At 65.4% G+C, this 17,774-nt stretch carries 12 protein-coding genes, 1 tRNA gene and 2 pseudogenes; 5 read left to right on the plus strand and 10 right to left on the minus strand.

The window, feature by feature from the left end; all coding sequences use genetic code 11:
* The first annotated feature begins 2 nt into the window (after window positions 1–2).
* The 3 genes from C7W88_RS10825 (at window position 3) to C7W88_RS10835 (ending at window position 3,687) form a co-directional block, all read left to right on the plus strand.
* Window positions 3–1,352 (plus strand): SRPBCC family protein, encoded by a 1,350-nt coding sequence (locus C7W88_RS10825; RefSeq protein ID WP_240344551.1) that lies wholly within the window; start codon window positions 3–5, stop codon window positions 1,350–1,352.
* A 43-nt stretch (window positions 1,353–1,395) separates the two neighbouring features.
* The gene (locus C7W88_RS10830) at window positions 1,396–3,051 is read left to right on the plus strand and encodes an FAD-binding protein (RefSeq protein ID WP_118073536.1); all 1,656 of its coding nucleotides are present in this window, start codon (window positions 1,396–1,398) and stop codon (window positions 3,049–3,051) included.
* A gap of 123 nt (window positions 3,052–3,174) precedes the next feature.
* A complete protein-coding gene (locus C7W88_RS10835; protein ID WP_118073537.1) occupies window positions 3,175–3,687 on the plus strand; it encodes a hypothetical protein in 513 nt (170 codons plus the stop codon).
* Between the two features lie 2 nt (window positions 3,688–3,689).
* Here C7W88_RS10835 and C7W88_RS10840 read toward each other — a convergent pair whose 3' ends face one another.
* From C7W88_RS10840 to C7W88_RS10885, 10 genes and pseudogenes are all read right to left on the minus strand, one after another.
* Window positions 3,690–5,159, minus strand: coding sequence for a sensor histidine kinase (locus C7W88_RS10840; protein WP_118073538.1), 1,470 nt, complete (start codon window positions 5,157–5,159; stop codon window positions 3,690–3,692).
* Between the two features lie 140 nt (window positions 5,160–5,299).
* On the minus strand, window positions 5,300–6,226 hold the full coding sequence (locus C7W88_RS10845; RefSeq protein WP_118073539.1) for a YncE family protein: 927 nt from the start codon (window positions 6,224–6,226) through the stop codon (window positions 5,300–5,302).
* An 18-nt stretch (window positions 6,227–6,244) separates the two neighbouring features.
* Window positions 6,245–8,014, minus strand: a complete 1,770-nt coding sequence (atzF, locus tag C7W88_RS10850) for an allophanate hydrolase (RefSeq protein ID WP_118073540.1) — start codon at window positions 8,012–8,014, stop codon at window positions 6,245–6,247.
* A pseudogene (uca, locus tag C7W88_RS10855) lies at window positions 8,011–11,606 on the minus strand (urea carboxylase). Before uca ends, atzF begins: the two are co-directional and overlap by 4 nt.
* A gap of 8 nt (window positions 11,607–11,614) precedes the next feature.
* Window positions 11,615–12,250: an urea amidolyase associated protein UAAP2 gene (locus C7W88_RS10860; protein ID WP_205525298.1), complete on the minus strand. Its 636-nt coding sequence runs from the start codon at window positions 12,248–12,250 to the stop codon at window positions 11,615–11,617.
* An 11-nt stretch (window positions 12,251–12,261) separates the two neighbouring features.
* Window positions 12,262–13,097 (minus strand): annotated as a pseudogene (locus C7W88_RS10865) (urea amidolyase associated protein UAAP1).
* The gene (locus C7W88_RS10870) at window positions 13,094–13,567 is read right to left on the minus strand and encodes a CopG family ribbon-helix-helix protein (RefSeq protein ID WP_062347447.1); all 474 of its coding nucleotides are present in this window, start codon (window positions 13,565–13,567) and stop codon (window positions 13,094–13,096) included. Before C7W88_RS10870 ends, C7W88_RS10865 begins: the two are co-directional and overlap by 4 nt.
* Entirely contained in the window at window positions 13,567–14,325 is a 759-nt protein-coding gene (locus C7W88_RS10875; protein ID WP_118073542.1) for an ABC transporter ATP-binding protein, read from the minus strand. Before C7W88_RS10875 ends, C7W88_RS10870 begins: the two co-directional genes overlap by 1 nt.
* Window positions 14,322–15,137, minus strand: coding sequence for an ABC transporter permease (locus tag C7W88_RS10880; protein ID WP_118073543.1), 816 nt, complete (start codon window positions 15,135–15,137; stop codon window positions 14,322–14,324). The genes C7W88_RS10875 and C7W88_RS10880 overlap by 4 nt, the downstream gene beginning before the upstream one ends.
* Window positions 15,138–15,165: 28 nt before the next feature.
* Window positions 15,166–16,245, minus strand: coding sequence for a putative urea ABC transporter substrate-binding protein (locus tag C7W88_RS10885; protein WP_118074716.1), 1,080 nt, complete (start codon window positions 16,243–16,245; stop codon window positions 15,166–15,168).
* 215 nt (window positions 16,246–16,460) lie between these two features.
* Here C7W88_RS10885 and C7W88_RS10890 point away from each other — a divergent pair, with 215 nt between their 5' ends.
* Both C7W88_RS10890 and C7W88_RS10895 read left to right on the plus strand, forming a co-directional pair.
* A complete protein-coding gene (locus tag C7W88_RS10890; protein ID WP_118073544.1) occupies window positions 16,461–17,357 on the plus strand; it encodes a sterol desaturase family protein in 897 nt (298 codons plus the stop codon).
* 128 nt (window positions 17,358–17,485) lie between these two features.
* Window positions 17,486–17,562: transfer RNA gene (locus C7W88_RS10895), tRNA-Met, on the plus strand.
* Window positions 17,563–17,774: the final 212 nt, after the last annotated feature.

Consider the following 17,774-nt stretch of genomic DNA (forward strand, 5'->3'; position numbering starts at 1 on the left):
TGATGAGCATTCGCGGACATGTTCCCCTGCCGATGGACGGGCGCGATCCTTCGCACCTGCGCGGCGATCCGATCACCGGTGACCGGTACTTCTCCGCCGAGTTCGCGAAGAAGGAATGGGACCACATGTGGACGCGCATCTGGCACATTGCCGGGCGCACGGCCGAAATTCCCGAAGCGGGCGATTTCCTCGTCCACAACTTCATGAAGGAATCGGTGATCGCGGTCCGCCAGGAGGATGGCTCGGTCCGCGCGTTCTACAATTCCTGCGGCCATCGCGGCATGCGCATGGTCCACGATTCCAGCTCGGTCGAGGCGTTCCATTGCCCTTACCACGGCTGGAAGTGGGGCATCGACGGGGTGCTGGAACATGCCCAGGACGCCGATGTCGATTTCAAGGCGGGCAACCCCTGCGGCAAGCTGAAGCTGAAGGAGCTGCGCTGCGACAGCTGGGGCGGGTTCGTGTGGTATTCGATGTCGGACGACAGTCCTTCGTTGATGGACTTCCTCGAGCCGATGCCAGAGCTGTACAAGAACTACCCGATGGACAAGGCCGTGCGGGTGGCGTGGTACCGGATCGAGATCAACGCCAACTGGAAGTTCGTCACCGACAACTTCTCGGAAAGCTACCACACCCGCACCGCGCACCCGCAAGTGCCGCCGTGGATCGATCAGGACGTGGACTCTGCAAGGCACGAAATGTGGCCCAAGGGCCATGGCCGGACGGTGCAACCGATGCGGCCCTCGCTGTCGGACCGACCCGAGGGCGGCGGCAACGCGATGTTCGAGGCCGAGCTGGCCAAGTGGGACATCGATCCCGCGTCTTACGCGACCTATGAGGACTTCGCGATGCAGGGCTGGCTTGATCTCAAGGCGGCCAAGCAGAAGCTGTGGCGCGAGAAGGGCTATCTCCACTACGAGCACATGGACGACGAGGAAATCACCGACAGCCCGCACACGGTGATGTTCCCCAACGTGACGATCAGCTTCCTGCCCGACAACCTGATCCTGTTCCGCAGCGAACCGCACGCGACCGATCCGGAGAAGTGCTACTTCGACCTGTGGTGCATGGCCTTCCCGGTGGAAGGTCAGACCGAGGTCCAGTCGATCATGGCGGGGATGAAGCCCTTGCGCGAAGTGGCCGAATGCGAACACCGCGTGTTCGACGGCGGGCGAGGGGTGCCGGAACTGGCCGGGCAAATCGTCTATCAGGACATGGAACTGGCCGAGGCGATGCAGGCGGGGATGCACTCGCGCGGGTACACCGACGCCTACCTCTCGGATCAGGAAACGCGCATCCGGTTCTTCCATGAAGTGCTGAATGACTGGATCGAGGGGCGGCAGGGCCGCTGAAGTTGCACTCAACACCAGAAGAATTTTTCCGGAGAGAAATCAGATGAGCGGCGGTGAGATGACGTGGGATCTCGAGGCGGATGTGGTCGTACTGGGATCAGGCGGTGCGGCGTTGACGGCCGCCATCGCAGCCCATGATCACGGCGCGAAGGAAGTGGTGATCCTCGAACGTTCTGGCATGGTCGGTGGCACCACCGCAATGTCCGGCGGGATGCTGTGGATTCCGGGCAACCATCATCAGCTGGCGGCGGGGATCGAGGAGTCCGACGAGGACGTCGTCGCCTATCTCGACAGCCTGGCGCCGGGCGCGCTCGATCCTGAAACGCTGTGGGCGTTTATGCAGGGCGGGCCGGAAATGCTGCGCTTCCTTGAAGACAATACGCCGGTGCGCATGGCCTCGTTCTCCGACTTTCCGGACTATCAGCCCTATTCGCCCGGGGCCAAGCCCGATGGCGGTCGCTCGCTCGACAACGAGGCGTTCAGCTTTGCCCGGCTGGGCAAGTGGGCGGCGCGCGTCAATCCGAGCAAGATGGCTTATCCCTTGCGCGGCAGCCTGATCGAGGCGACGCGCGGCACGCTCGACGAAGCCACGATGGCTGAGCGCGAGGCTGGTGACTATCGCGGGCTGGGGCAGGCGCTGGTCGGCTCGCTGTTCCTCGGCGTGATCGAGCGCAACATCCCGGTCGAGTTCGAGAAGCGTGCGCGCAAGCTGGTCAAGGACGGTGCGCGGGTGATCGGCGTGGTGGCCGAGGACGCGAATGGCAAGGACTTCCGCGTGCGGGCGCGGCGCGGCGTGGTCATCGCCACGGGCGGGTTCGAGTGGAACGAGACCCTGGTCAAGGCCTTCATCCGCGGACCACTGACCGGCCCGGTGAGCGTGCCCGAGAACGAAGGCGACGGCCTGCTCATGGCGATCGAGGCTGGCGCGCAGCTTGGCAACATGCAGAATGCCTTCTGGATGCAGAGCGCACTGGAGTTCAAGCCGCAGCACCGCAATGCCAAGCCCAACTACATGCTGGGTTCGGACGAGCGCGCGCGTCCCGGCGCGATCCTCGTCAATCGCAAGGGCAAGCGCTTCGTCAACGAGGCGGCGAACTACAACGCGCTGGGCAAGTCGCTCCATGCCTTCGAAGGCGGCACCCACGAATACGCGAACCTGCCGTACTGGCTGATCATCGACCAGCGCTATCGCGACAAGTACCCGCTGTTCAACTCGCTGCCGGGCTCACCGACGCCGGGTTATGCCATCGAGGCAGCGACGCTGGCGGAACTGGCGGAAAAGGCCGGCATCGATCCGGCTGGTCTTGAAGCGGAAGTTGCCCGCTTCAACCAGATGGTCCGCAACGGCCATGACGATGACTTCAACCGCGGCGACACCACTTACGACAACTTCTACATGTGGGGCGACATGGCGTTCGACCCGCCGTACCGCACGCTGGGCATGATCGATCAGGCACCGTACTATGCGGTGAAGATGGAAGCGGGCGCTCTGGGCACGGCCGGTGGCCCGAAGACCAATGCCGACGCGCAGGTGGTGGACTGGAGCGGCAACCCGATCCCGGGGCTTTATGCCGCTGGCAATGCCATGGCGGCGGTGCTCGGCGAGGTCTATGGCGGCGCGGGCGGTACGCTCGGACCGGGGCTGACCTTCGGTTATCTCGCCGGCAAGCATCTCGGCACGCATATCTCCAACCATTGATCCATGTTGGCAGAGCCCGGCCAGCGGGCTCTGCCGTCGCATGGGCCGGTCGGTTCGTCCTTCGGGCGGAACAGCGGCCGGGCACAGGGCTTCTCTCCGCTCAACGCCTCAGGAGAGATTGATATGCCGGCATCCGCCATTTTCGACACCCATGCCGAAGCCGAACGCGCCGTCAGCGATCTGCGCGGGCTTGGAGTACGTGACACGCAGATGTCCGTGATCGCCCACCACGGTGGCACGACCATGACCCGCTCTGGCGATGGCGAAGTGACCGACGAGCATCACCGCAACGTGCTGCGCGGCATTCTTGGCGGAGGCGCGCTGGGCGCCGGGCTGGGCGTGGCGGCACTGGCTATCCCCGGCGTCGGCCCGCTGGCTGCGGCAGGTGCGATTGCCGCCTCGGCCGTGCCTGAAGCAATCGGCATCGGTGCGGCGCTGGGTGCCATCGGCGGCTCGCTCAACGAAGTGCTGACCAAGCACGGCATCAGCGACGATGACGCGACCTACTACAATGACCGCATGAAGGACGGCGCCGTGGTGGTGACGGTGCAGGACGACTTTGCCGACAGCCGTCAGGTTTCCGAAGTGCTGCAACGCAATGGTGGCCACAACGCGACCACGCCGCTCATGATCTGACCCTATCGCAGTACCGTGCGCGGAATGCTGATGGCGCAGAATACGCCTTCGGGGCGGAACTGGTAATCCAGTTCCCCTCCGATACCGTGGGTGACGGACCGCTCTATCAGGCGCGTTCCGAAACCGCGTACGGACGGTTCCGAGACGGGTGGACCACCCGTTTCGGCCCACCTCAGCACCAGAGCCGCGTCATCTCTGGACGTGCTGGTGCAGGTAACCTCAACGCTGCCATGCGTTGAAAGCGCGCCGTACTTTGCCGAATTGGTTGCCAGCTCGTGCAGAACCATGCCGAGCGCCTGGGCGGTGGCCGACGTGAGAATGAGGTTAGAGGTTTCGTCCCCGAGCGCGAAGTCGATCCCGTAAGGGGTCAGTTCGTCTTCGATCAGGGCCTGCAACCTCACGCCGTTCCAGCGGTTCTCCGAAAGGTGGCTGTGGGCGCGGCTGATGGCGGCGATGCGCCCCATCAGGGCTTCCTTGAAATCGCTGACAGTGCCCTGCGCCTTCATCATCTGGACGATCGACTGGACCACCGCGAGCAGATTCTTCGCGCGGTGATCGACTTCGCGTGTGAGCAGGTCTTCCCGTTCGCGCGCCTGCTTCAGATCGGTGATCTCGACGCAGAAGATACCGACGCCGCGGCGGAAACCGTCCGCGCCGTGGACGGGGTAGAACACCTCCGACCAGGTGCGCTTCTCGCCAGGCTGCGCCGGGGTTTCGCCGGTGATCTCGACCCCGCGCAGCACTTCGCCGCTTTCCAGGACCTTGCGCAGCAGCGGTTCGGCCGAGGAGCGCAGGTCGGGGAGAAGGTCCCAGACGCTCTTTCCGAGATGCTCCTCTGTCGAAAAGCCGTTCATCTCGGCCAGCGCCGTGTTGATGCGCGCGAACTTGAGATCCCCATCAAGCAGGCCCACGCCGACAGGGGCCTCGTCATAGATCGCCTGCAACTCGTCGATCACGCCCAGCAGATGGGCCTTCTGTTCCGCCTGATCGCGACCTTCGCGTTCAAGCGCCGCTTTGGCCGCGATGAGGTTCATCGCGCCGGTGCAGAGCGAGTGCACGACTTCGAGGACGATTATGGTGCTGGGGATGTAAACCAGCATGGCGAGCGGCGCGCCCGGCTGCATTTCGAGACCAGCGCCGGGATCGAGGAATAGGTAACCGGCACACAACCACGCGAGGAATGCCGCCGTGTACCCCGGCAGGCGGCCGCCAAGAAACGTCGCGATGACAATGGATGGATAGAAAGGCAGGAGCGGCGCAGGCGGCGGCGTGCCCATGGCGATGCGAACCACAAGAGCAAGCGCAATCAGGCCGAACGCCGACAGCACGCCATGGACCGGCTGGCCCATGAAGACGTGGCAGAGCGAGAACGGCCACCGGCCAAACAGGTGCGCTTCGCCCTTCTGGCGACCCGGATGCATCCCCCATTGCCCTTTCGGCATGTGCAGGCGCAGCAGGATGGCTGCGCGCATCCATCTTGCCCGAGTTTGCCCTCGTGGCAATCCCTGCACAATGCTGAGCCATTGAAAAAGCGGCAGTTATGGCGAAGTAGGACGCTGCTGGCCGAGATGTCACAAGATAGGTTAGTGAACTTGGGGGCAGGGGCGACAGATCAGGGGGTGGGCGCTGCCGCCAATCCGTTTGCAGGCCACCATGACAGCGTGTGCACATCGTGCGCCGAGGTCCATATGCCCTTGGGCGTGTAACGCAGCGCGCCGCTTCCGGCAGGCTTGCCGCCACGCTGCGCGACGGTCATGGTCACCGGGTCGATCGCCGCCCAGACCTGATCGTCAGTGGTGCGCAGCCAGACCATGCCGCCGCCGGTGTCGATGTCGCCCCACTTGAGGTTCGCGCCGACCTTGACCCGCCCGACGACTTGTCCCGTGGCCGGATCGGCGCGGACAAGCGTGCCGTCGCCCTGTTCCTGCACCCATACGCCACCTTCGCCAGCGGCAAGGAAGCCCGGCATCGTGCCGAGCGCGGCGCGGGCGACGACGGTGTTGGAGGCGGGATCGATCTTCTGCAGCGTCTGTCTGGTGGCGCTCACTGCCCAGACGGCGTCATAGCCGTAAGTGACGTACCAGGTGTCGGCGTCCACCGGGATGGAGGCCACGACAGTGTTGGTCTTTGGATCGACGCGGGCAACGGCGCCTTCGGGCTTGCTTGCCAGCCAAATCGCGCCTGCGCCATTGGCGACGATCAGTTCGCCCTGCTTCTGGTTGGCAATGCCGGTGGGGATCGTGGCGGTGATCTTCGCCGTTTCGAGATCAATACGCACCAGCGAGCCATCGGCGCAATTGGCCACCCACAGCGAGCCGAAGGCCACGGTCATCGCGCCGCAGGGGCGGGCGATCGCCACTTCCGCAAGTTTCCCGGTGCGCGACCACTTTTCCACCTTGCCGCGATTGGTTGCCCAGACCGCGTCGCCATCGACAGCGAGGAAATCGGCGAAACCGGGGACGGTCTGGGCCTGTTCGACCTGGGCGTGGGCGATAGTCGGGGCGAGAGCGGCGGCGGCGAGAAGTAGTTTGCGGAGCATGGGTGTCCTTCCTGCCTGTCAGCTACGCGAGGCGATGTAAGCGCGCCATCCGCCAAGGTGCGTAATGTCCTCGGCTCCGGCCAGCGCGCGCGGTTCCGCGACGAAGCCCTTGACGCTGCTGCCGTCGGCCAGCGTGACCGTGCCGATGGCGAGCGGCGGCGGGACTTCGACGGTGAAGCTGCCGAATTCGGCGAGGCCGAGTTCGTAGACTTCGACCTTTATCGACGCGCCGCCTTCATCGAAGACCAGCGCGGGCTTGGGCGGCGTGCTGTTGGCGATGGCGTAGAGCTTGTAGGTGGGCGCGGTTTCGAAGGCGCCGACGAACTTCGCATCGCGCGAAGTCAGCTGCCAGTGCAGCGGCATGCCTTCGAGGTGTGCGCCAACGACGGCCAGTTTCACGGTCTGCATCTTGCCCTCCAGGTCGAGCGGGGGTGGGGGAGTGAGGTTCGCGGCTTCGAGCCACTGGTCGGCAGCATCGAGCAGGGCGCGGTCAGTGGCGGCAGGGCCGATCAGCGTGATACCGAAGCCAGTGCCATTGTGGCGGGTGCCTGCGGGTACCGCCACGGCGGCCATGTCGAGCAGGTTCACGAAATTGGTGTAGAAGCCGAGGTTGCTGTTGAGCGCGACCGGCGCAACCGCCAGCTCGGCGACGCGATAGGTGGTGCCGGTGGTGGGGAAGGCGAGCATGTCGACGCTTTCCCACAACTGGTCAGCATGGCGCTTCAGTTCGGCCATGCGGTACACGCCGTTCCAAAGTTCCACGGCGGTCTTGTCCCACCCGGCTTCGACGACGGTGCGCACGGTGGGGTCGACGGCCTCGGGGATGTCACGAAGCAATGTGGCAATGGCGGCGGTGCGTTCGGCCACCCATGGTCCACCATAGAGCAGATGCGCGGCTTCGAGCAGCGGGGCGATGTCGATCTCGACCACTTCGGCGCTCTGCGCGAGGGTGGCGAGGGCCTGATCGTAGAAGAATTCGGACTCACCGTCGCCAAAGAACGCGCGCTGATCGCGGCGGGGGACGCCGATGCGCTTGGGGTTGAGCGCAGTTTCGGGAAGTTGGCGCGACCATGGATCGCCCGCGTCGAATCCGGCCAGCGTGTGGTCGACCAGGCGAGCGTCGATGGTGTCGGAAGCGAAAACGGTGATGCAATCTATCGAACGACAGGCGGGGACGAGTCCCTTGGTGCTCCAGCGGCCCTTGGTCGGCTTGAATCCGATCAGGTGGTTGAACGCGGCGGGCACGCGGCCGGAACCTGCGGTATCGGTGCCGAGCGCGATGGGCACGAGCCCTGTGGCAACCGCGATGGCCGAACCGGAACTGGAACCGCCGCTGACGTAATCGCGGTTATAGGCATTGCGCGGAATGCCATAGGGGCTGCGCGTGCCGACGAGGCCGGTGGCGAACTGATCGAGGTTGGTCTTGCCGATGCAGATCGCGCCTGCGGCCTTGAGCCGGACGATGACGGTGGCGTCTTCGGCTGGCACATAGGCAAATGCCGGGCAGGCGGCGGTGGTCTGGAGGCCCGTGACGTCGATATTGTCCTTCGCGGCATAGGGCACGCCGGCCAGCGGCAGGACTTCGCCTGCGGCCACGCGGGCATCGATGGCGCGGGCCTGAGCAAGCAGGTCCTCCGCCGTGGCGCGGCTGATCCAGACTTGCGGCTGGATCGCGTCGTAGGCGGCGATGCGGGCGAGGGTTTCTTCCATGACGGCGACGGCGGGCGTCGTGCCGGCATTGACCCGGGCAGCGATGGCGGCGGCGCTGCGACGGTCGAGCACGGTCATGCGCTCCTCCGCAGGGCCAGCATCGGCGTGCCGGGCTGTAGCGGCTGGCGCTCCTTGATGTAGAGCGCGGCGATTGTGCCTGCGCCGGGGCTTTCGACCGGGCACTCCATCTTCATCGCCTCGATCACGGCGATCGTCTCGCCCGCCGCCACGGTGTCGCCGGGTTGGACCAGCAGCTTCCACACGCTGCCGCCGAACGGGGCTTCGATCAGGTCTGCGCCTTCGGGGACGTCCACCGCGTTTTCGGCGGGGGCTTCGCTTTCCGTAAGGGCACTGACGCGGTCGAATTCGCCGCGGCGTTGCCATTCGGCGCGTTCGGCATCGAATGCGGACTGGCGGCGGGCTTCGAAGGCGGCGATGTCCTCGGCGTTGTCGGCCAGGAACTTGCGGTAGTCGGACAGGCGGAATTCGGACGGTTCGATCCTCAGCGCGCGCTTGCCGCTGGGGAAATCGCGGCGCCACTCGGCCAGCTCTTCGGCGCTGACCGGGTAGAAGCGGATCTGGTCGAAGAAGCGCAGGAGCCAGGGCTTGCCCTCGATGAAGTCTGCCGTCTGACGATGCGTGTTCCAGACCTGCACGGTGCGGCCGAACAGCTGGTAGCCACCGGGGCCTTCCATGCCGTAGATGCACATATAGGCCCCGCCGATGCCGACGACGTTGGGCGGCGTCCAGGTGCGGGCGGGGTTGTACTTGGTGGTGACAAGGCGGTGGCGCGGATCGACCGGCGTGGCAACCGGCGCGCCGAGGTAGACATCGCCCAGACCCATGACGAGGTAACTCGCCTCGAAGATCAGATTCTCCACCGCAGAAACGTCTGGCAAGCCATTGATGCGGCGGATGAATTCGATGTTGTCCGGGCACCATGGCGCATCGTCGCGCACCGCGCTCATGTACTTCTCGATGGTCTCGATGGTGGCGGGGTCGCGCCAGCTCAGCGGCAGGTGCACGATGCGCGATGGGATGGCAAAGTCCTCGAGATCGCCGAGGCGCTGCTCTGCTGCCATGAGCGCGGCAAGCGCGGCGGATTGCGTCAGGTTGTGACCGTCGAAATGCAGCTGGAGCGAGCGGATGCCGGGGACGACGTCGATCACGCCGGGCAGGGCCATGCGCTCCAGCTCCGTCATCAGCGCATGGACGCGGATGCGCAGTTCCAGATCGAGGACGAGCGGCCCGTATTCGACGAGGATGTTGCGATCGCCTTGCTGGCGATAGACGACGCGGGGACGTCCGGGCGCGGCCTCGATTGCCCCGAGGATCGGCGTCTGGGTGGCGGCATCGCAGGGACGGCTGGAGGCGGGCTTAGCGCCAGTTGCGAGGTATTCCTGCTGGGCACGGTCGGCGGCGGTAGCTTCGTCCATGGTGACGGGGACGAAGCGCACGCGGTCACCCGGAACGAGCTGGCCGATCTTCCAGCGATCCGCCGCGATCACCACGAACGGGCAGACGAAGCCGCCCAGCGAGGGGCCATCGGGGCCGAGGATGATCGGCATGTCGCCGGTAAAGTCCACCGCGCCAATGGCATAGGCGTTGTCGTGGATGTTGGAGGGGTGCAGGCCCGCCTCGCCGCCATCTCGCCGCGCCCATTCGGGCTTGGGGCCGACAAGGCGCACGCCGGTGCGGTTGGAGTTGTAGTGTACCTGCCATTCAGCGGTGACCACCATGTCGATGTCGGCCTCGGTGAAGAAGTCCGGCGCGCCGTGTGGGCCATAGAGCACGCGCACGCACCAGTCGCTCGGGAGCGTGGGCAGGGGCGGCGGGGCTAGCGGTTCGCCGACGGGTTCATGGGCGAGGTGGAGGACGTCACCCGCGACGAGACGGCGTGCGGCGTGGCCGCCGAACTGGCCCAGTTCGAAGGTGCTGCGGCTGCCGAGGTAGGGGGCGATGTCGAAGCCACCTGCGACGAGCAGGTAGCCGCGCATGCCGCCGCCCTTTGCTCTGCCGATGACCAGCGTCTGCCCTGCCTTTGCCTCGAAGAGTTGCCCTCGAGTTACCGGTTTGCCTTCGAGAGTTGCGCCGAAGTCCGCGCCGGTAAGGCACAGGGTGGCATCGGCGGCGAACTGGAGGGTGGGGCCGGTAACGGTCATTTCCAGACCCGCCGTGCCTTCGGGATTGCCGAGCAGGCGGTTGCCGAGGCGGAAGGACTGGTCGTCCATCGGGCCGGATGGCGGCACGCCGACCGCCCAGAGGTGCTGGCGGCCCGGCCAGTCCTGCACGGTGGTGGCGGTGCCACCGCTCAGGACGCGGATGGATTGGGTTTTGAAAACAACATCTTCGAGCGCACGAGTTGAGACTTCACCTGAAGTGAAGGCAGGCGCGGCGACGACGCTGCGCAGCCAGCGCAGGTTGGTCTCGATGCCATCGACGCGCGACTTCGCCAGCGCCTCCTGCATGGCGGTGACGGCCTCGGCGCGGGTGGGCGCGTGGACGATCAGTTTGGCGAGCATGGGATCGTACCAGGCGCTGACTTCGCTGCCGGCCATGACCCAGGTTTCGGCGCGGATGTCGGCGGGAAATTCGACGCAGGTCAGCGTGCCCGAGGTGGGGCGGTAATCGAGTGCCGGGTCTTCGGCGTAGAGGCGGATCTGCACCGAATGGCCGTTGGGGTGGTCGGCGCAGTGTCGAGGAAGCTGTAATCACCGGCGGCGCCCCGGATCATCCATTCCACCAGATCGACGCCCATGACCATCTCGGTCACGCCGTGTTCGACCTGCAGTCGGGTGTTCATTTCCAGGAAAAAGAATTCCTTGCGCTCGGAATCGTAGAGAAATTCTACGGTTCCGGCAGAGCGATAGCGCGCGGCTTCGCCGAGGCGGATGGCTGCGGCGTAGAGCGCCTGGCGGACAGGTTCGGGGAGGATCGGGGCGGGGGCTTCCTCGACCACCTTCTGGTTGCGGCGCTGCAACGAGCAGTCGCGCTCGCCCAAGGCGACGACGCGGCCTTCGCCGTCGCCGAAGATCTGCACTTCGACGTGGCGGGCGCGGCGGACGAAGCGTTCGAGGAAGACTCCGGCATCGCCGAAGTTGCTCTGGCCCAAGCGGGCGACGGCGGCGAAGCCTTCGCGGATGTCGTCAGCGGTCTCGCACACGCGCATGCCTATGCCGCCGCCGCCTGCGGTGGCCTTGAGCATTACGGGCAAGCCGATGGCCTCGGCGGCGGCGAGGGCTTCGTCCTCGCTCGTCAGCAGGTCGCTGCCCGGCGCAAGCGGCACGCCATGGGCGGCGGCGAGTTCGCGCGCGCTGTGCTTGAGGCCGAAGGTGCGGATGTTGTCGGGCGTGGGGCCGATGAAGACGATGCCCGCTTCGGCGCAGGCGGCGGCGAATTCGGTGTTTTCGGAAAGGAAGCCGTAGCCCGGATGGATCGCGCCTGCGCCGGTGCGTTTGGCCGCATCGATGATCGCGGCGATGTTGAGATAGCTCTCGGACGGGCGCGCGCCGCCGATGCACACGGCTTCGTCAGCCTGCGCGACGTGGAGGGAGGCTTCGTCCGCCTCGGAATAGACCGCCACCGAGCGCAGGCTCATCTTGCGCAAGGTGCGGATGATGCGCGTGGCGATGGCGCCGCGATTGGCGATAAGGACCGTGTCAAAGGCAATGGGGGCGGTCATGCGGCGACGATCATGCGGACGGGGGTGGGATTGAAGGCGTTGCAGGGGTTGTTGATCTGCGGGCAGTTGGAGACGACGACAATCACATCCATCTCTGCGCGCAGGTCGACCGTCAGACCGGGGGCGGAGATGCCATCGACGATGCCGAGTGCCCCGTCAGCCTCGACCGGCACGTTCATGAAGAAGTTGATGTTAGAGACGATGTCGCGCTTGCCGCGGCCTTCCCAGAGGTTGGCCTCAAGGAAGTTTTCGACGCAGGCATGTTGCGACTTGGTGTGATGTCCGTAGCGCAAGGTGTTGGATTCACAAGAACATGCGCCACCGATCGTGTCGTGGTATTCGACCGCGCTGCCGGTGATGGTCATCAGCGGTCGGCCTTCGTTGGAAAGCAGCACTGTGCCTTCGCGCAGGAACAGGTTGCCCTGTGCGGCGACGGTATCCTGCGCGCTGTAGCGTTCGGAATCGTCGGCGGCGCTGTAGATCAGGAAGTCGACCGCTTGGTTGCCTTCGAGATCGACGATGCGCAGCGTCTCGCCCTGCTTGACGTGGTGCGCCCAGGGCGCGCGGGCGGGGACGATCTCGTCGTGGACGATCGTGCCGGAAAGGCCGGAGATATGGGGATCGGTCATCAGGCCTGTCCTTTTCAGCGGCGGTAATAGTCTTCGACGTTGAGGAAGGCGCGCTGGCCCTCCGGCGTCGCGTTGCGAATGGGGTCAGCCTCGGCGGTGACTGACCCGCGCCAGGCGGTGAGGCGCAGCGGGGTAACCGAGTATTCCGGCCTTGAATCAAGGACATGGGGGACGTTGGTGACAACCACGATCACGTCCATCTCGGCGCGCAGGACCACGCTGCGGCCCGGCGCATAGGGTCCGACGAGCGGGGTGATCGTGCCGTCGTCCTCGATGCGGGTGCCCTTGAACAGGGTGACGCAGGGGTGGACATCGCGGCGACCGAGGCCGTGCTTGGCCGCGCCCAGAAGGAAGCGGTCGCGTCCGTTGGGATAGGCGCCGCTGTTGCGGCCTTCGCCGTACTTGGCGAGGTTCGTGGCGGCGTTCGAGGTGCCTGAGAAGCAATCGTGCGTGCCTGCGTCATCGGCCTCTATGCTCATCAGCACGCGGCCCATGTCGGACAGCAGGAGCTTGCCGGTGCCGAGGTAGGCGTTCCACTGCACCTTGACCGTATCGGCGAAGTTCAGGCGCTCGGTCGGCATTTCGGCGTTGAACAGGTTCAACGAGGCGCAGGCATCGCCCTTCACGTCGATCAGCCGCAACCGAGTGCCACGGGCAAGGCGGCGGGTGGCGTAGCCGCCGGGGCGACGGTTTCTTCCCAGAGCAGGTCATCGGCGCTGATCCCTGCCGGCAGGTCGCTGGCGACAGGCGGGAGAATTGGCATGGCTTCGACGACCGTTCCCGCCATGGAGCGGGCATGGTCGCGGGCGGCGTTGGGATTCGCGAGCGTTGAGGTGGGCGCGGCGGTCATGCGGCGGCTCCTTTCTTCGATCCGGGGCCAGCCTCGGACAGAGGCGGCAGCAGGGCGGTGGTGGTGACGAGCTGGAGCTGCTGGACCCCGCGCACGCGGCGCAGGGCATCCGCCAAACCCTTGAGCCGGGCGGCGGGGCCTTGCACCAGCAGCACTTCCAGCGACTGGTCGTCCTTGAGGAAGACGTGCTGGGTGGAGATCACTTCGGTCTGGAAATCGGCCTGCGTGCCCGCGAGCTGCTGGCGCACCCGGCCCCGGTCACCGCGATAGACAAGGGTGATCGTGCCCGCGAGAATCTCGTCGGGGCGGGTCAGTGCCTCGTGCGCGGCGAGGGCGTGGCGGATCAGTTCGGCGATCAGCTGAGAGCGCGAGGGGAGCTGGCGTTCCTCGACCATCATGTCGAGCTTGCGGAACAGGTCCGCAGGCAGGCTCATGCTGAGGCGGGCGAGGCTGGCGGGTTCGCTGGACATCACGCCGCTTCCGGTTCCGGCTCAAGCGCTGGTGCGTCCTTGCGCAGGGTGAGATCGTAGACCGCCGTCGCGCCGAAGCGGTGGGGGGCGTGGGGATCGTGGCGGCGCTTGTCGAGGGCGAGGACGCGGGTGCCGAGCGAGAAGGCTTCCTTGATGTCGTGCGTGACCATGATGATGGTCAGGCCGAAGTCCTGCCAGAGCTGGCGGATCAGCACGTGCATGTCGGCCCGGATGCCCGGATCGAGCGCGCCGAACGGCTCGTCAAGCAGAAGGATGCGCGGGCGCATTATCAGGGCCTGCGCGATTGCCAAGCGTTGCTGCATGCCGCCCGACATCTGGCTGGGGTAGAGGTTCAGGCTGTCCCCAAGGCCCACTGCCTGGAGCATGGCGGTTGCTTCTTCGGCGGCGCGCTTCTTTGCCTCGCCGAAGAGACGCGCGAGCAGCGGGGCCTTGGTGCATTCGAGGCCGAACATCACGTTCTGTAGCACGGTGAGGTGCGGGAAGACCGAGTAACGCTGAAACACCACGCCGCGATCGGGGCCGCATTCGCGCGCCAAGGGTTTTCCGTCGAGGGTGATCGTGCCCGAGGTCGGCACTTCCTGGCCGAGGACGACGCGCAGGAAGGTGCTCTTGCCCGCGCCCGAGGGGCCGACGACCGAGACGAACGAGCCTTCGTCGACATCGAGATCGACCTTCTCGAGGACGACGCGGTCGCCGTATTCGACCCAGACGTTGCGGAGAGAGAGGAGCGCGCTCAATGGCTTGCTCCGTGAGCCCAGGGGAACGCCTTCTGGCTCAAGGTCCTGAGGCCCCAGTCCATGGCGATGGCGAGGAGGGCTATCCACGCGACGTAGGGGATGATCACGTCCATCGCGAGATAGCGGCGGACGAGGAAGATGCGGTAGCCGAGGCCGACATCGGACGCGATGGCCTCTGCCGAGATCAGGAACACCCATGCCGGGCCAAGCGCGAGGCGCAGCGCGAGGATCAGGCGCGGCATCGCCTGGGGCAGGGCGACGCGGATGAGGATCTGCCAGGAGCCTGCGCCAAGTGTCTGTGCCTTGGCCAGCATTTCGCGGGGCAGGGTGCCGACATGGCCGGCAACGTCACGGATCATCACGGGCGCGATGCCGATGACGATCAGGGCGACCTTGGCGGTCTCACCCAGGCCGAGCGCAACGAACAGGATCGGCAGGAGAGCGATGGGCGGGATGACGGCGATGCCGGTGACGAGAGGACCGAAAGTGGCGCGGACCGGGGGCAGGGCACCGAGGACGAGGCCGACCAGCAGCGCCATCAGCGTGGCGATGGCAAGGCCAAGGCCGAGGCGCTGGAGGCTGGCGAGGGTGTCGGCCCAGAACACCACTGTTCCGGAAAGCACGTCTGCCTTGGTCATCTGCGCCCAGAGCGCCGTCGCCATGCCGGAGGGCAGGGGCAGGATCTTGTCTGCCGGGTTCACCGCGTGGCGCGAATAGGCGGCGAACAGGTAGACGATGACCAGCAGCAGGATCGGCACGGCACCGAGCGCGAGGCGCTGTTTGCGGTCCGGTTCGCGGTTTACCCAGCGCATGAGGAAGTGTCCCGAAGTATCGAGGAGATCAGAGCTTTCCGTCGGCGGCGAGCTTCATGAAGCTGTCGTCGAAGCGCAGGGTGACGCGGGCGGGATCGCCGAGCGTCTTGCCGCCGGGGAAGGCCATGCCGACCGCATCGGCCGAGGAGGCTCCGGGGAACAGGCCCTTGGAAAAGCTGAAATCGCGCACGCGGGTCATGGTCTCGATGAGCTTTGCGTCCTGCGTGGCGGCGACCGCGTCCTTGGCCTGAGCGTAGAGGAACGTGGTCTTGAGCTGGGCTTCGAAGACTTCGGGCGTGGTCCCGGCGAGCTTGGCCATTGCGGCGCGGGCCTGCTTGCCCTGCTCGTTCTGCGCGGTCATCATCTTCATCGTATCGTACCAGATGCCGGCGAGGGCCTTGCCGAGATCGGGGTTGGCCTTGAGCGTGGCAGTATCGACGACGAGGAGATCGAGGATTTCGCCGGGGATATCGGCCGAGGTGAAGACCTTCGACACGCCGGGTTGTGCGGCCATGACCGAGAGTTGCGGGTTCCATGCGACCGCCGCAGTGGCATCGGGCGAGGCGAAGGCGGCGACGATATCGGCGTCGGAAGTGTTGATCGTCTTGACGTCGGTCAGCGCCATGCCGTTGTTGCCGAGCGCGCGGGCGAGCAGGTAGTGCGAGACCGAGAGCTCGGCGAGGTAGACCTGGCGGCCCTTGATCGCGGCCAGCGAGTTTGCGCCCTTGAGCAGGATACCATCGTTGCCGTTGGAGTAATCGCCGACGATGATCGCGCTGGTGTCCTTGCCGCCGGCAGCGGGAATGGTGAGGGCGTCCATGTTGGCGACGGTCACGCCATCGAACTTGCCGGCGGTGTACTGGTTTACCGATTCGACGTAGTCGTTCACCTGCACCACATTGATCTTGATGTGATACTTGTCGGCCCACTTCTTCACGATGCCGGCCTGCTGGGCATAGGGCCAGGGCATCCAGCCGGCGTAGATCGACCAGCCGATGCTGAATTCGGTGCGCTTTTCAGCGACCTTTTCACCGCCGGAGCAGGAGGCCAGCGCCAAGGTCGCTGCGATCAGCGCGGTCTTGCCGACCTTTCCAAGATTGGCACCGATCTGCGTCGCAAAAGCCTGTAGCACCAGCCATTCCCTTCGTGGAGTGAGCTTGATCGCTGCCCCGGACCGGAGAGTCCTTGGTATTACGATCAGCCGCTTTGGTAATACCTGCCCGGCCGAAAGTGCGGATACGTCGATTGACGTAGCGCCCGGTTTGGCGGGTTGGGCCTAAGTCTGGTATACGGGTTCAGTTCAGGGGTTTGCGGGCAAGCAACATGAACATCAGGAAATTTGCAGTCGATATGCTGCCGCCGGTGACGCTGGCGATTGTCGTTTCGTTCTGGGGACTTGCTCCGAAAGCCTGGGTGGAAAACACCTGGACCGCCATCATCATGACCGCGCTCGTGACAACGTGGGTGCTGGGACTCGAACTGGTGCTAGAGCGTCATGCCGGGTGGCGGATGAACCGCCAGGAGTTCTTCACCGACCTGTTCTACATGGTGCTGAACGCGACGCTGATTTCGAAGGTTTCGCAGCTTGTTGGCGAAGCGCCGTTGATGGCCTTCAAGAAGGCAGCGGGGATCGCCACGCCTTGGGCGGCGGAGATGCCGTTCCTGGCGCAAGTGGCGCTGGTGCTGTTCGTCTATGAGTTCGGCCAGTACTGGATGCATCGCCTGATGCACAATTGGACGCCGTTCTGGCTGACCCATGCGCCGCACCACCACATCACGCAACTGAACGCGATGAAGGGCGCGGTGGGCAACCCGATCGAGCTGGTGCTGATCAGCCTGAGCATCGTCGTGCTGTTCGACGTGTCGCAGGCAGCGGTGCTGGGCGCATTCGGCGCAACGGGGGTGATCTCGACCTTTGCGCACGCCAATGTGCGATCGGACCCGCCGAAGTTCTATTCCTGGTTCTTCACCACGATCCGCCACCACAGCCTGCACCACTCGGTCCCTTACGAGGATACGCGCTGCAACTATGGCAATTCGCTGATCCTGTGCGATCGCATCTTCGGAACCTACAAGGAAGGTGAGGCCAGTATCGTCGGGCAGGATGATCGCAGGCGGCTGTCTATCCGCGAGCAGTGGGTTTTCCCCTTCGTGCCGCTGGTCAAGGCGTGGCAGGCACGGCGCGCTGGTGCGCAGGCGGGCAGCAATGGAGTGGCGTAACGACGTTTGCGCCGGTCTGGCGAGGGCTGCCGCAGGAGCTGTAAAAAATCCTGCTTACCCGGTTGACCGGACAGGCAGCCACAGCTAGAGGCCCGACCTGCCCAGCGGACTTCGGTTCCGCGCAACGGGGCGGAGTAGCTCAGCAGGTTAGAGCAGCGGAATCATAATCCGCGTGTCGGGGGTTCGAGTCCCTCCTCCGCTACCAGGCATTTCCCGCAAGATCAGATATATAGTCGCGGCTCTTGCCAGAGGCGAGGCAGTCCTCCGAACAGGCGTTTCGGAACCTGCCGGTATGAGTGACGGTGGCCTGCACTTCTGGCGCCGCACGAGACCGTGCGCGCCTTGGCAAGTTGGGTTTGATCGTGCGGCTGGCCTGGCATTGACTCCAAGCACGCGATGTCTTGCCGTGTCGCGCTG

This window comes from Novosphingobium sp. THN1, from assembly GCF_003454795.1.
GTDB lineage: Bacteria > Pseudomonadota > Alphaproteobacteria > Sphingomonadales > Sphingomonadaceae > Novosphingobium.